The organism is Paenibacillus sp. N3.4, assembly GCF_008017805.1.
Classification (GTDB): Bacteria; Bacillota; Bacilli; order Paenibacillales; family NBRC-103111; genus Paenibacillus_E.
This window is the reverse complement of sequence record NZ_VRTT01000004.1, coordinates 1-14,125: the sequence shown is the minus strand read 5'-3', so window position 1 is coordinate 14,125 and position 14,125 is coordinate 1. Positions and strand designations below refer to the sequence as shown.

Below are 14,125 nucleotides of genomic sequence, written 5' to 3'. Positions count from 1 at the left end.
TTAGGATGAAAGGAGCACCACTTATGGCAACAGCTACAGAAAAGAAACCTTCTTTCCCCGCACAGCATCAAAATCAACAGCCAGGCATTGAAAAGCAAATGAATCCTCCCCCTTTCTTTGAGCAAGCTTCGTACAAAGCCGCCGGTAAATTAAAAGATAAAGTCGCCTTGATCACCGGAGGTGACAGTGGAATCGGCAGAGCCGTTGCCATTGCTTTTGCGAAAGAAGGCGCTGATGTCGTCCTCGTTTATTTAAACGAGCATACGGATGCCGAGGAGACACACCGCCACGTCGAGCAAACGGGACGCAAATGCTTGCATGTCGCCGGAGATATAGGGGATGAAAATTTCTGCAAACAAGTGATTGAGCAAGCCGTCAGCCAATTTGGCAAACTGGATATTCTAGTCAATAATGCCGGGGAGCAGCATCCACAGCCAAGCATCGAGAACATTACAACGGAACAGCTCGAACGAACATTCCGGACGAATATATTCTCCTTATTCCATTTGACCAAAGCTGCGCTCCCACACCTGAAATCAGGCAGTGCTATCATTAATACCGCCTCCATAACCGCTTATCAAGGCCATGAGCAGCTCTTGGATTATTCAGCTACGAAGGGCGCGATCGTCACTTTCACCCGCTCTTTATCTCTCCAGCTGAATGCCCGCGGCATACGTGTCAACGGTGTCGCCCCAGGACCCATCTGGACGCCTCTCATCCCTTCTACTTTTACCGCTGAGGAAGTTGCTGTATTTGGTTCAACCACACCGATGAAGCGCGCTGGGCAGCCTGCTGAGCTCGCAGCCAGCTACGTATTTCTTGCCAGTGATGATTCTTCTTACATGGCTGGACAAATCTTGCATGTAAATGGCGGCACAATTGTGAACGGATAAACGAACGATTGCTAACAAAAAAGCATGACCTCTTGAGGATTCCTCCCTTAAGGTCATGCTTTTTAAGTTGCTTCAATACCAACTTTCAGCAGCAGCTTCGTCCAGTACCATTTCGTATACGCTAATGTCTCTCTACCTTCGTGATAAGGCATAAATAAGACCTCGGATTTCGTCGATGAGACGATGGGATCTTTCAACCCGATGGTTTCAGCTATATCCAGTGAGCGCGAACCATGAAATTGATGGGTCATTATGATTGCGCTGACAAGGCCATGCTCGTCCATAATTTGCTTGCTGTAAACTAAATTCTCATAGGTACTTGTCGATTTGGGTTCTAGTAGGATGCTCGTTTGCGGCACGCCTTTTTGGACCAAATAATTCCGCATGCCTTCTGCCTCCGTAAGCTTTGATCCATTGTGATCTAACCCCCCGGACACAATTACCTGCTTGAATTTTCCTTGTTTGTACAAATCTACGGCAAGATCAAGCCGTTCCTGGAGACCTGGGCTTGGAATATCCTGCCTTAAGGAAGCGCCCAATACAATCCCGACATCGACCTGCTTAGGAAGCGGTTGATCGGGCGCAATTTGAACTTTCCATTGAATGTAAACGATCCAAACAAGAACAAGAAGGAGAAGGGATGCGACAATCCGTAAGATTCTTAGACATAGACGTTTAAATCCATTAGCTTTCGAACCCGCAGAGCGACGATCTTTCTTTGGAAATTTAGATAGCGTTAATCGCTGCCCTTTGTTCATACTCGGCTTTGCTGTCATTCCTCCGACTACTCCTTCTCTAAGAATGCGCTGACTTGACGAAACAGAGTAGAAGCCTCGTCTCCAAGACAAATCAAATGATTGGACTTCGGATGCCAATGAAGCTCACGCTGCCCTTTTAACTTACTGTAGATATATCTTGCACTCTGAGGATGAATCACCTGATCCCTCTCGGATTGAGCGATAAAAGTTGGTATCCGTACCTGACTAAGTTCTGGCTTCAGATGACGAACCAGGCGAGTGAACTGCCAAGTTGCGCTTATGGGCGTTGACTTGGCTTTCAATAAACTTAACTTTCCTTGTTGTTTCCACTCATCCCGGATTACCTCCATCAGCCTGCCAGGACTTACATAAATGACTGCCGTATTCAGCAAAACGAGTTTGCGAACGGGATAACGCACAGCCAGATAAGCGGCTAACAGTCCACCCATGGAAAATCCGACTAAATCGAAGGTGCCATATTGCAGGGCCATTCGTTCCGCTTGCCGCTCAGCTGCCCGTACCCAATCCTCCCAATGTGAAGATTTCAATTGATGATGCATTTCACCGTTCCAAGGCAATTTGGGTACATCACATAGCTGATCACGGTCACGTAAATAACGGGCAAGAGGCTCCACTTCATAAGGACCTCCCGTAAAGCCATGAAACAATAAGCAGGGTTGTTTCATTCCGTATCCTCTCCTATTTGGCTTTATCCGTTCCAGCTTTTACCGATCAGATGCCGATCCTGTCCATTTTACTTTTCTTTAATAGTTATAGATGTGATCGTCACAGTTTCTTTTGGTTTACTGGCTTCACCCGAATTAGGATCATTGGCAACTGGTGTATCCGCAATTTTAGCAATGGTGGCCATTCCTTCTTTCGTCACTTTACCGAATATCGTATAGTTCGGGTTTTTATTGAGTGAAGCGGCGTCATCTCCGGAGCAGATAAAAAATTGGCTGCCGTTGGTGTTCGGTCCGGAGTTAGCCATCGCTACAATACCGGGCTCATACTTATGTGATGTTTTTAACTCGTCCGCAAACTTATACCCTGGACCGCCTCTTCCGGTACCAAGCGGATCTCCCGTTTGAACCATGAACGATTTAATAATTCGATGGAACGTTACATTATTATAAAACCCTTCTTTGGATAAAAAGACGAAGTTGTTGACCGTCTTGGGAGCTTCATTGGCAAAAAGATCAATGGTGAACGTCCCTTTGGAAGTTACCATCTCCGCTTGATAGGTTTTGGCTGGATCGATGATCATATCCGGCGCTTTGCTCCATTGTTTCGGAGCATTAGGAGAAGCGGTTGGTGTTACAACAGCAGATGAGCTTGCTGCAGCACCCGTTTTGGGTGTAGCCGTGCCTGCGGTTTCAGTTGGCTTATTGCCGCAAGCAGAAACAAGTAAAGTCAGTGCAATTAGTGCTGCTGGGAGCATTTTCGTTGATTTAAAGTTCAAAGTCATTGTTTATTCCTCCGTTAGTTGTTCCGCTTTAAGCGAGAATGGATGTGATACATGTACGTGATTGATGAATTATGTAGGCCTGTCTGTGGTTAGCGTCTTGGTGTACTCGCTTATCTACAGACAGGCATGAGACTCTGTAAGCATTCTGACTTACTGCAGTTTCTGTATGGTTCCTGGTGCTATGATTTGGCCCGGATCTTGGCTGCCATCTTTTGGTTTCTCTCCCGATCCGTCCACAGGTTTTGCTGATGTTGTAGGGGATGGATTTGGGCTAGGACTGGAGCTAGGACTTGGACTTTCCCCTATACCGCTGCCAGGCTTGCTGCTGCTCGTAGGGGACGACGTAGGTTTCGTACCCGGTGATGGTGACGGCGATTGTTGATCTTTCCCATTGCCTGGCGATGCAGACGGAGAAACCAAAGGTGATGGTGAAGGAGATACTTTGGAACCATCCAGAAGCGCATCATCCTTGGGAATATCAACCGAAACCTGATTTGATTTGGCACCCGGTGTATTCGAATCCGTTTGGATCGGCACCACATAATATTGATAAGTTTCCCCGCTGCTTACCGATGTATCGTTGACTTCGGTTATTACGGATTGAACAAGCATTCTTGGTTCGCTGTCTTTCGTTCCTTTGCGGAACAGCTGATAATTGACTTTGTCTCCAAGCGATGACCAGTTTAGTTTGACAGATTTCGTTTCGGGTGTATAGGTCGCTGTCAAATCGCTAATCCCTGTTGGTGGTGCAGTAGGTTCTGCTACACCATCCGGTTTTGCAAAATTGGCGGCAGGTCTGCCATCCAGAGCCTTCGACATCACTTCTTTAAAGATTAAAGATGGACTGCCGCTGCCAATTGTCACATAATGTTTGGCATCGACCTTGTCAAAGCCTTCCCAGACAGCAGCCGTCCATTCTGGTGTATATCCAACGAACCACACATCACGGTCATATTTTTCAATTCCCTTAATATCCAGTCCTGTTGTTCCTGTTTTACCCGCCACAGGACGATTGAACTTCGCTTTCGTACCTGTCCCGCCTGGCTCCACAACGCCCTGAAGCAGCAATGTCATGTAGTAGGCCGTTTTGGGTTGTATAACCTGCTTCTTCTCAGGCTTGTATACAGCGATTTCTTTATTTTGCGCATCCGTAATGCGAAGAATGGCGTGCGATTTATTTTGAATACCCTGATTGGCGAAAGCCGTATAAGCAGAAGCCATTTGCAGCGGTGAAACACCGTCTGTAAGTCCTCCCAAAGCGATAGCTAAGTTAACATCTTTGGTTTCGTTCAAAGTAATGCCAAGTTTACTAGCAAACTTGATACCGGTTCTGACACCAATTTGATCCAACAACCAAACGGGAGCTAAATTGTACGATTTCTTGACCGCTTCAAACATCGGCACCTGACCGTGCGTTGTACGATCATAGTTTCGAGGCGAATACGTACCATTCCCAAAACTTGTTTGAGAATCGTCCATGATGGAATAAGGTGTATAATTGCCGCTCTCCAGTGCAGGTCCGTAAGCCGCGATAGGCTTGAACGAAGAACCGGGCTGTCTTTTGGAATATACACGACTAAATCCTTTGGATTGGTAATCGCGACCGCCAATCATGGCCATTAAGCCCCCAGTCTTGTTATCGATAATGACCATGGCGCTTTGAATTTTTTGTCCATCTGCTGCATCATTTTGGAAAAGCTCGGAGTGGCATACGTCTGCTCCATTATTTTTTGAGCATCTCGATTCATCGCCGTATAGATCCGATATCCTTTAGTCAACAATTCATCTTCACCTATACCGTACACGTCCTCTGCTTCATTAACAACATAATCGACATAAGACGCATAATCCTTTGTGCCTTGACTAACAGAAGCTGGCGCTACATAATCCACAGCTGCAGCTTCAACCCGTTCTGCTTCTGTAATGTAGCCTTGATCGGCCATCAGCTTTAAGACCACACCACGACGGTCCTTGGACAAGTCCGGATTGGCTATTGGTGAGTACCTGGAAGGCGCTTTGGGCAAAGCAGCTAAAGTAGCCATCTCCCACAGCTTCAAATCATTCAGATTAGATTTACCGAAGTACACCTTTGCTGCTGCTTTAATGCCATAAGCGTTGCTGCCAAAGAAAATACGATTTAAATATCTTTGAAGAATATCCTCTTTACTGTACCGTTCATCCAAAGCAAACGCGATCGACATCTCGGTTCCTTTGCGGAACGCCGTTTTCTCTGAACTTAAGAATACGTTCTTAGCAAGCTGCTGCGTAATGGTACTGCCGCCCTCGACTGCGCTCATATGAATAATATCTTTCACGAGGGCACGTCCGATGGACCATAAGTCCACACCGGAGTGTTCATAGAACCGACGATCCTCTGTGGCAACGAAAGCTTGCTGCAAACGTTTAGGAATATCTTTGATATCCACGCTTTCGCGGTTTTCACCTTTATAAATTTTCGCAATTTCTGTAGCTGGTAAATCTTTTCCATTCTTATCTTTGCCTTCTTCTTGCGCATAAATAAGCGTGGATTCCGTAGATGCATTAATTTTATCAATATTACTGTCCAAAATTTTAAAACCGCTCATAATTACAACAATATAAATCGCCATGGCACAAATAATGGCTAAGATCCCGGCAATGATGGTACCTATAAACACTTTGCGAAAATTAAATCCCTTTTTCTTAGAACCTTTGCTGCCATCACTCGGTTTCTTTGTTGTTTGTTTCGTTGATTGTGTACTTGTTGGTTTCGCCAAATCCACCGACTCCCTCGTTGTTCAATTCTCTATCTCTTAACCAACAAAAGAACAACCTCAAACACAAGGTTGCTCCTACAAGTTTCTATTCGGTTAGACGGTGCATCCCATTAAAAAGTTGCAAATGATGCCAGAGATCGGATTATTCCGAAGCTTCGGCAGCAGCCATCAAAGAAACCGCTCTTTGCGGAGTAAACGTAGAAATGGCATGTTTGTACACCATTTGTTGACGCCCTTCACTGTCAATGATGATTGTGAAGTTATCAAAAGCACGGATTAGGCCTCTGATTTGAAACCCATTAGTTAAGTATACGGTAACGGGAATGCTTTCTTTGCGCAGTTGGTTAAGAAAATTGTCCTGGATATTAATGGATTTGTTCATCAGTTGGTCCCCCTTAATGGAATGAAACTCTCGCCGTATGGCGCTATTTTGTGTTGGTGATAATTGTTAATTATATTCAATTTTATGAACAAACTTTCCTGCTAGTATATCATTAATAATTTGGAAATGGGCAGAAAAATTTGCTGATTCCGTCACATCCACCCAATGAATGTCTTTCATATGCCGAAACCAGGACAACTGTCGCTTGGCATATCGGCGGGTATCACGCTTCAACAGCGTCACCGCACCCTCCAAACTTAACTCGCCCTCCAAGTAGCTGACGATTTCTTTGTATCCGAGCGCTTGCATGGATATAGCCTGCTTCGGACAACCGGCGGCAAGAAGATTTCTTACCTCTTCTACCAAACCTTCTTCCATCATCGCATCGATTCGCTCTTCGATCCGTTGATAGAGTAAGGCACGGTCCATCGTCAATCCGACGATACATAGTTCGTAAGGCGACTCTTTTTTCTGGGCGGCCAAATGGGCAGACATCGTTTCACCGGACATATGATAAATCTCAAGGGCGCGTATGACACGCCTGCGGTCGTTCGCATGAAGCCGATCAGCGCTTTCAGGATCAATATCTCGCAGCCTCTGATGCAGCGCTTCTTCACCCTGTAGGTTGGCGAACGCCTCTTGTTCTAGCCGGAAGGCTTCATCCATACTGACATCGGTAAACTGGTAGTTGTAACATACGGACTCAATATAAAGCCCTGTTCCACCAACGATAAAAGGCAGCTTCCCACGGGAGTGAATGTCCATAATCAAGCTTTTTACGCGCTCTTGGAATTCAGCTGCCGAGAAAGCATAAGAAGGTTCATGAATATCAATTAAATGATGCGGAACAAGCTGCTGCTCAGCTTCGCTCGCTTTGGCTGTTCCGATATTCATGCCTCGATACACTTGCATAGAATCTCCGGAAATAATTTCGCAGCCATATTTTTGGGCAATCTCCAAGCTTAGCTTGGTCTTGCCTACTGCTGTGGGACCAAGAAGCACGAGTAATTTCGGCTTGGCTGATGGGGCTAACACAGTCGAATCACTCCATACGTTGTTTTGGTCGTTGATCGTAATACGTGCTCAAAACCGAGCCTGGCAAATTCATGACTATCTCTGTTCTCTTTTAGAACGATACTTTTGCGCGCAATTCGTCTCGCTTCAGCGATGGATGCCAAGCTGACAGCTTCATCATTCGCATTTCGCCTAAGAAGAGAGATCGCTTGAGATTCCTCAATGGGGCTGCGGAACATCGGATCGAAATAGACGACATCCACACTTTGTGATTCAAGCTGCTGCAAGTAAGTCAGATGGTCAGTCTTCCTAACCTTGATACGCCTCATAGCATCGTTAAGCTCAGCAATTTCGGATTCATACAAGGCCAGACCTTCATGAATCAGCATGGCGGGTATCGGTTCACTCTCTAGTGCAGTTACGCTTCCTAGAGAACCAACGGCATAAGAAAAGACAATCGAATCCGAGGCCAAACCTGCGGTGCAGTCAACAATCACATCACCTGGCACAGTACCGGAAGCCTCAATTAATAAGTCAGATTCGCCACGCTGCATGCGTTTGACACGGACAAGGGCCATACTGGGATGGAAAAAATACGCGGCATGGTCATCTTCATAGTACCTGATCTCATCTCTTGTCACAAGCAGAAGCCGATTATCCTCATAATTTTTCCTAAGATGCTCCAAAGAATACTTCCTTCGGGGAACTACACGGCCGTTATACGCTCCAGCTAGCCGTACCGCTTTGTCCAGCAATTCCCCAGAAGGATTATAAGAAGTTGTCACTAACACGGGGTTACATCACTCGCTTAAACATTTTTTCAAGCTCATACGTTGTAAAACTAACGACAATAGGTCTGCCATGCGGACAGGTGTATGGATTGCGGCAGCCCGAGAGCCTATCAATGAGCGTCTCCATTTCGAGCACACTCAGGCTGTGATTCGCTTTGATGGAAGCTTTACAGGAGCACATGATTGCGGCTTTTTCTCGCAATTTAGCAACATCTACCGCTTTCTTCTCACTCAGTACCCACTCGCACATTTCTTCAACAATCTCTTTCTCTTCACCGTCAGGAAACCAGTGAGGATGCGCACGAACCAAGAAGGTATGACCGCCGAAGGATTCCATAAACACACCTGCTTGTTCAAACAAAGATAGCTTCTCTTCAATAACACCTGCTTCGGAAGGTGTAAACTCCAAGGTAATGGGAACGAGTAATTCTTGGCTTGCCTCAGCAGGATTGCCAAAACGCTCATAAAAATACTCATAATTAATTCGCTCATGCGCAGCATGCTGGTCAATTAAGTATAGCCCTTCTTCATTTTGCGCGACCAAATAAGTGCCATGCATCTGTCCGATGGGGTCAAGCCTTGGAAAAACCGGCAGCTTTCCAGCTTCACTATCCGCATTGGAAGGCAGTAGTTCCATAAAAGCCTCATTCGTTCGACGCTGCTGTTGGATCGAAACGCTTCGCGGGTTTGCCCCTCCGGAAGAGTACCCTTGATTAGGTGAAGTCCCTCTGGTCCGAATGGAAGAATCGGATCCAGAAACGTTGATCCGCGGCTCTATAAGCGGAGAGCGTAAGACAGGCGTTTTCTCATAAGCCGTTACGGGTTGGTATGGTGAGACTGCTTCTTTAATATGCGGTAAAACAGGCACATCCAAAGATTCAGACTCTTGCTTAACTTTCGAGCTAAACGGCTGCTCACGCTCGATGTCCATTGATTTTATCGGCGGCATGGGTTGAAGCGTCGCAGATTTGCCAACTGGCTCAATAGCTCGCGTAAGCTCTAATTGCTCCTGCACATAAGCGCCTTTCGGCGCAGTAGGTTTGGCTCCTTGTGGAATCAGAACTTGCCTGCCCAACATACGCTTCACTTCAGACTCAATCAAGGAAGTTAATTCCGCTTCCTTGCTGAATCGAACCTCCAGCTTGGAAGGATGAACATTCACATCCACCAAGGCTGGGTCCATGCCAATTTGCAGCACCGCAACGGGAAACCGATTAATCGGCAGCAGGGTATGATACCCCTGCATAAGAGCTTGATTCAGCGCGAAATTGCGAACATAACGACCATTAACAATGGTCGAGATACCGCCACGATTCGCGCGAGTCATTTCCGGCTTAGCCATAAAGCCGGAAATCGTGTAATCCAAGCTCTCCACCTGGATTGGAATCATTTGCTTGCCTATTGCCGTTCCATATATAGCGGCGATGACTTGCAGTAAATCGCCGTTTCCGAGTGATTGCAGGAGAACATTGCCGTTATGCTTCAAAGAAAATGCGATGCCTGGATGAGCAAGCGCAAGTCTATACATAAAATCAGAAACATGCCCAAGTTCCGTTTGGATCGTTTTCATGTATTTCAGTCGGGCCGGCGTATTATAAAATAAATCCTTGACAGACACATCCGTGCCACGTGAAGCAGCTGTTTCCTCCACGGTGCGTATGGTGCCGCCTTCGATGAATATTTTACGGCCTAAACCATCATCCGAAGAACTGGTGACGCACGTGAGCCTTGATACGGACGCAATACTAGGCAGCGCCTCGCCACGGAAACCCAGTGTCCGAATCGAAAACAAATCTTTCGTTGTGGCAATTTTGCTTGTAGCATGACGTTGAAAAGCTAATTCACAGTCTTCTAAAGCCATACCGGAACCGTTATCGGATACCCGAATAAGCTGAAGACCTCCTTCTTCAATCGTCACATCGATCCGTGTGCTATCGGCATCAATCGAATTTTCAACGAGTTCCTTCACGACAGAAGAAGGGCGTTCCACCACTTCTCCCGCAGCGATTTGGTTCGCAATATGTTCGCTTAAGAGTTGAATTTTCCCCATAGTCAGCTCCCCTTTACAGCACGAATGGAAATATTCTCTCCTTGATCATTCACTTTCAACTGAGGGAAATAACCATCGAAAAGATTGACATTGACGTAACTAGTCCCATTATCGATGATGAGCTTGTCCGCCTCGACAGGAATAGCATGTGTGCCTTTGCTGTCAGTAAGCTCAACAGTCCGGTTCGTTTCATTCCAAGTAATCTTAGCTCCTACGAGCGCTGCTAGCGCACGGGTAGATGCATACAACTTCCCATTTTCATGGAAAGCTCCCAGAACAGTGCCCATCTCAACGCCGTTATACGTAATTTTATGCTTCGTGATTTCCACATCAATATCCATAATACCGGCTGTATGAAGAGCTGTAATTAATTGCGCAGCAGCCCCTTCCACCTTGATATCAGGTGTAATGCCTACTTTATTCACTTTACGCTTGTTCGGAGTCAAATACTCTTCGATGGTCACTTTCAACGCGCTGCCGCCATCTAATTGATATACCTGCTGAACACTGCCTTTGCCATACGTTTGTACGCCAATCACTTGCCCGACTTTATAATCCTGCAAAGCGCCTGACAACACTTCTGAAGCGCTGGCGCTATTTTCATTTGCTAGAATATATACAGGGATGGATAACTCAGATCCCCCCTTAATTAGAACGGGATCATCTTCGCCATTGCGATCTCGTGTATGAATCAATACGCCGTCTTTGACAAAATGCTTGGCAATATTTTGCGCGGTATCCAAAAGACCACCGGGATTGTTGCGTACATCCAAAATTAATGATTTTAGTCCCTTTGCTTGCAGCGCAGCTAATTGCACATCGAATTCATCATCGGCATCACTGGAAAATTCCGTGATTTGAATATATCCAACCCCGTTTACAAAGCTTTTGCTGTACACTTCGGGAACATTGACAGCGCCGCGAGTAATCTCTACGGTTATTTCTTTATCTCCGCGCAATACGGTCACTTTCGTCTTCGTTCCCTCTATGCCGATAATTTTATTTCTGACCTCATCAATCGAGGTTGTTGAAGCTGGCACGCCATCTATCGCACGCACATAGTCGTCCCTTTGCAGGCCGGCAGCTTCTGCGGGGGAGCCTGCAAACACTTCCGTTAAATAGACACCTTTATCGTCGAGGCCAATTCGAGCACCCATACCGACATAATTATTTTCCAAAGAGTTAAAAAATTGACTATACTCCTCTTTACTGAAAAATACGGTATACGGATCCTTCAAGCCTTCGATCATTTGTTTAATGCTTTGGTTAGCCAGTGCCTCTTCGGTTACGCCGCTGACATGCAGCTTGCCGATAATTTGTCTAACCTGCTGGGTCTGTAAATCTTCTTGCGCCATCGCAGTAACAGGTAAAATCGTCATAAGTGCAGACGCTAGCGCAAGCGTAACCTTCATTGTTTTCATTGTATACAGCTGTTTCATGAGCGTCGCTCCTTAGGGTATCAAATGACTTCCAACTTTAACTTAGATATAAGTGCAAGACAGAAACGCTTTCAGTTGCTACTGCAGCTTTTGCTTCCATTCGTAGACTAAATTAAGCGCCTGCAGCGGCGTCATATTAATAAGGTCAATTCCTTTCAGCTGGTCGAGCACGAGCTGAGATTTGCCGTCAGGCTTCTTCTTGACAGCAGCATTGGACGAGCTGTCATCGGCAAAGAGGGACAGCTGTTGAATCGGAGCTTCCGTCTTCATAGCGTCAGGCACCGACGCCCGCCACTCATCGGCAGCAGGTTCTAGGGCTGCGGCAGCTTGAGCCTGACCGGCTGCCCGCACTTCAAACCCATTCAGCAGCTCATAGGAGCGCTGAATGATCGTCTCGGGCAGCCCGGCAATCTCAGCGCAATAGATGCCATAGCTGGTACTCGCTGCCCCGCGGATCAGCTTGCGGAGGAAAGTCACTTGACCGCCGCTTTCCTTGACCGCCATGCAGTGATTGCGCAGATGCGCAAGACTGTCCTCCAGATGGGCGAGCTCATGGAAATGCGTCGAAACGAGCGTCCGGCAGCCAATCCGGTCATGTAGAAATTCAATGACCGCTTGCGCAATCGCCATGCCTTCACCTGTTGATGTCCCCCGACCAAGTTCATCGATGATGACCAAGCTTTTGCTTGTTGCTTTCTCGGTCATGACTTGTATGTCCATCATTTCGACCATGAACGTGCTTTGACCGCCTATCAAGTCATCCGCAGCCCCGATCCGCGTGAAAATTCGATCCGTAACAGGGATACGCGCGCTTCTCGCCGGCACGAAGCAGCCGATCTGCGCCATTAAGCAGATCACGGCAACTTGTCGCATGTACGTACTTTTGCCAGCCATGTTAGGCCCGGTAATCAGCAGGATACGTCCTTGCTCTTGTTCAAGACTCGTTTCATTGGCAATGAAAGAGCCATCTTGAATGACCGCCTCCACCACAGGGTGTCGACCTTCCTCGATATGGAGATCAAAGCCTTCGCCGATCTCCGGCTTGCGGTAGTGATGTGCGGCGCTGACTGCAGCCAAAGATTGATAGACATCCGCAGCAGCTATCACCTCAGCCAGCTTCTGCAGGCGAGAAATATGCTGAGAAATCCGGTCGCGCAGCTCCGTAAATAATTCATACTCCAGATCAACCATCTTGTCCTGGGCTTCCAGAATGAGCGCTTCTTTCTCTTTCAGTTCGGGTGTCACATAACGCTCGGCATTCGCCAAAGTTTGCTTGCGCTCGTAGCGCCCCTCTTGCAGGGCTGACATATTCGCTTTGGTCACCTCGATAAAGTAACCAAACACTTTGTTGTAGCCGATCTTGAGCGACTTAATGCCCGTCGCTTCGCGTTCTTGACGCTCTAATTCAGCAATCCATTGCTTCCCGTTCTTGCTTGCTTCCCTTAGCTGATCCAAATAAGGCTGGTAGCCTTCGCGAATCATTCCACCGTCGCGAATCGAAACCGGAGGCTCATCCTCAATCGCGCTGGCAATCCACGATCTTACGTCTTCACATGTATCCATACCCTTAACCAGATTGCGGAGAGTTTCCGAGCCAGACGCGTGGCAAACCTCTTGAAGAAGGGGAACCTGCTGCAAGGAATGCTTCAGGGCAAGCATATCGCGGGCATTCGCATTGCCGTAGGAGATACGAGCAACCAACCGCTCTAAATCGTAAACTTCCTTTAAGGCTTGCTTCACATCTTCGCGAACGATGAGCTGATTGTAGAGCAGATTGACGGCTTCCAGACGCTCCTCAATGCGGGTAACGCTCATAAGCGGCTTTTCGATCCAACGGCGGAGCATCCGAGCTCCCATCGCCGTAACGGTTTTGTCCAACAGCCAGAGCAATGAACCTTTTTTGGAGCGCTCTCGGACTGTTTCCACCAGTTCCAGATTTCTACGCGTGAAAGGATCCATCGTCATGAACTGATCCGGTTCGTAGACCCGAATGTGCTTCACATGGGTAAGGGCTCTTTTTTGCGTATCTTTCAGATAAGCAAGCATTAAGGCTACCCCTTGCCTGTTCAGCGCGGATAAGGAGTGAAGCGCCGCATCGTCGGCAAAATGCTCTTCGAGGAGCTTGTCGTCCGCTTGCGTCCACTCGGTAATGACGGTGTTGCGTCCCCAGGTTGCATTGGTTTCCCGAATGGTCGTAAGGAGCTTGTTGTCCGCAATAATCTCAGATGGGACATAGACATTCAATTCATCCATCACAAGCTCCCAGGAGTTTGGAAGCAGCGTCGTATACAGCTCGCCGGTAGAGATATCACAGGCTGTAAATGCGTAGCCTTGCTCCCGATGCGCGAGTGAAACAATGTAATTATTGCTGGTTTCGCCTAGAAGCTTGCTGTCCATAACCGTTCCCGGTGTCACAATCCGAACAATTTCTCTTCGTACCACGCCTTTGGCTTCTGCGGGGTCTTCCACTTGTTCGCAGATCGCTACTTTAAAACCTTTTTCAATTAACCTAGACATATAGTTGTCAGCCGCGTGATGAGGAACGCCGCACATCGGAATTTTCTCCTCCGCACC

The 14,125-nt window shown here is 47.2% G+C and carries 12 protein-coding genes; 1 reads left to right on the top strand and 11 read right to left on the bottom strand.

Annotated elements, in window-relative coordinates; genetic code table 11:
* The first annotated feature begins 23 nt into the window (after window positions 1-23).
* Window positions 24-893 (top strand): SDR family oxidoreductase, encoded by an 870-nt coding sequence (locus tag FU659_RS03605; protein WP_147946301.1) that lies wholly within the window; start codon window positions 24-26, stop codon window positions 891-893.
* Window positions 894-955: 62 nt separating this feature from the next.
* Here FU659_RS03605 and FU659_RS03600 read toward each other — a convergent pair whose 3' ends face one another.
* The 11 genes from FU659_RS03600 to mutS form a co-directional block, all read right to left on the bottom strand.
* Window positions 956-1,669: a YdcF family protein gene (locus FU659_RS03600; protein ID WP_261807590.1), complete on the bottom strand. Its 714-nt coding sequence runs from the start codon at window positions 1,667-1,669 to the stop codon at window positions 956-958.
* 8 nt (window positions 1,670-1,677) lie between these two features.
* Entirely contained in the window at window positions 1,678-2,337 is a 660-nt protein-coding gene (locus FU659_RS03595) for an alpha/beta hydrolase (protein ID WP_147946300.1), read from the bottom strand.
* 68 nt (window positions 2,338-2,405) lie between these two features.
* A complete protein-coding gene (locus tag FU659_RS03590) occupies window positions 2,406-3,119 on the bottom strand; it encodes a peptidylprolyl isomerase (RefSeq protein ID WP_261807589.1) in 714 nt (237 codons plus the stop codon).
* 150 nt (window positions 3,120-3,269) lie between these two features.
* Window positions 3,270-4,772, bottom strand: coding sequence for a transglycosylase domain-containing protein (locus FU659_RS03585; protein WP_147946299.1), 1,503 nt, complete (start codon window positions 4,770-4,772; stop codon window positions 3,270-3,272).
* Window positions 4,739-5,875: a transglycosylase domain-containing protein gene (locus tag FU659_RS03580; RefSeq protein WP_147946298.1), complete on the bottom strand. Its 1,137-nt coding sequence runs from the start codon at window positions 5,873-5,875 to the stop codon at window positions 4,739-4,741. Before FU659_RS03580 ends, FU659_RS03585 begins: the two co-directional genes overlap by 34 nt.
* Window positions 5,876-6,017: 142 nt before the next feature.
* Window positions 6,018-6,257 carry an RNA chaperone Hfq gene (hfq, locus tag FU659_RS03575; protein WP_147946297.1) on the bottom strand — a complete coding sequence of 80 codons (240 nt, stop codon included), beginning with the start codon at window positions 6,255-6,257 and terminating at the stop codon, window positions 6,018-6,020.
* A 66-nt stretch (window positions 6,258-6,323) separates the two neighbouring features.
* Complete coding sequence (gene miaA / locus FU659_RS03570) at window positions 6,324-7,292, bottom strand: tRNA (adenosine(37)-N6)-dimethylallyltransferase MiaA (protein ID WP_147946296.1); 969 nt, start codon at window positions 7,290-7,292, stop codon at window positions 6,324-6,326.
* Complete coding sequence (locus FU659_RS03565) at window positions 7,286-8,056, bottom strand: class I SAM-dependent methyltransferase (RefSeq protein ID WP_315971267.1); 771 nt, start codon at window positions 8,054-8,056, stop codon at window positions 7,286-7,288. The genes miaA and FU659_RS03565 overlap by 7 nt, the downstream gene beginning before the upstream one ends.
* Window positions 8,057-8,066: 10 nt before the next feature.
* Window positions 8,067-10,112, bottom strand: coding sequence for a DNA mismatch repair endonuclease MutL (gene mutL, locus FU659_RS03560; RefSeq protein WP_147946294.1), 2,046 nt, complete (start codon window positions 10,110-10,112; stop codon window positions 8,067-8,069).
* A 2-nt stretch (window positions 10,113-10,114) separates the two neighbouring features.
* Window positions 10,115-11,551, bottom strand: a complete 1,437-nt coding sequence (locus FU659_RS03555; RefSeq protein WP_147946293.1) for a S41 family peptidase — start codon at window positions 11,549-11,551, stop codon at window positions 10,115-10,117.
* A 78-nt stretch (window positions 11,552-11,629) separates the two neighbouring features.
* A partial coding sequence (gene mutS, locus FU659_RS03550; protein WP_147946292.1) for a DNA mismatch repair protein MutS occupies window positions 11,630-14,125 on the bottom strand: 2,496 nt, incomplete at its 5' end.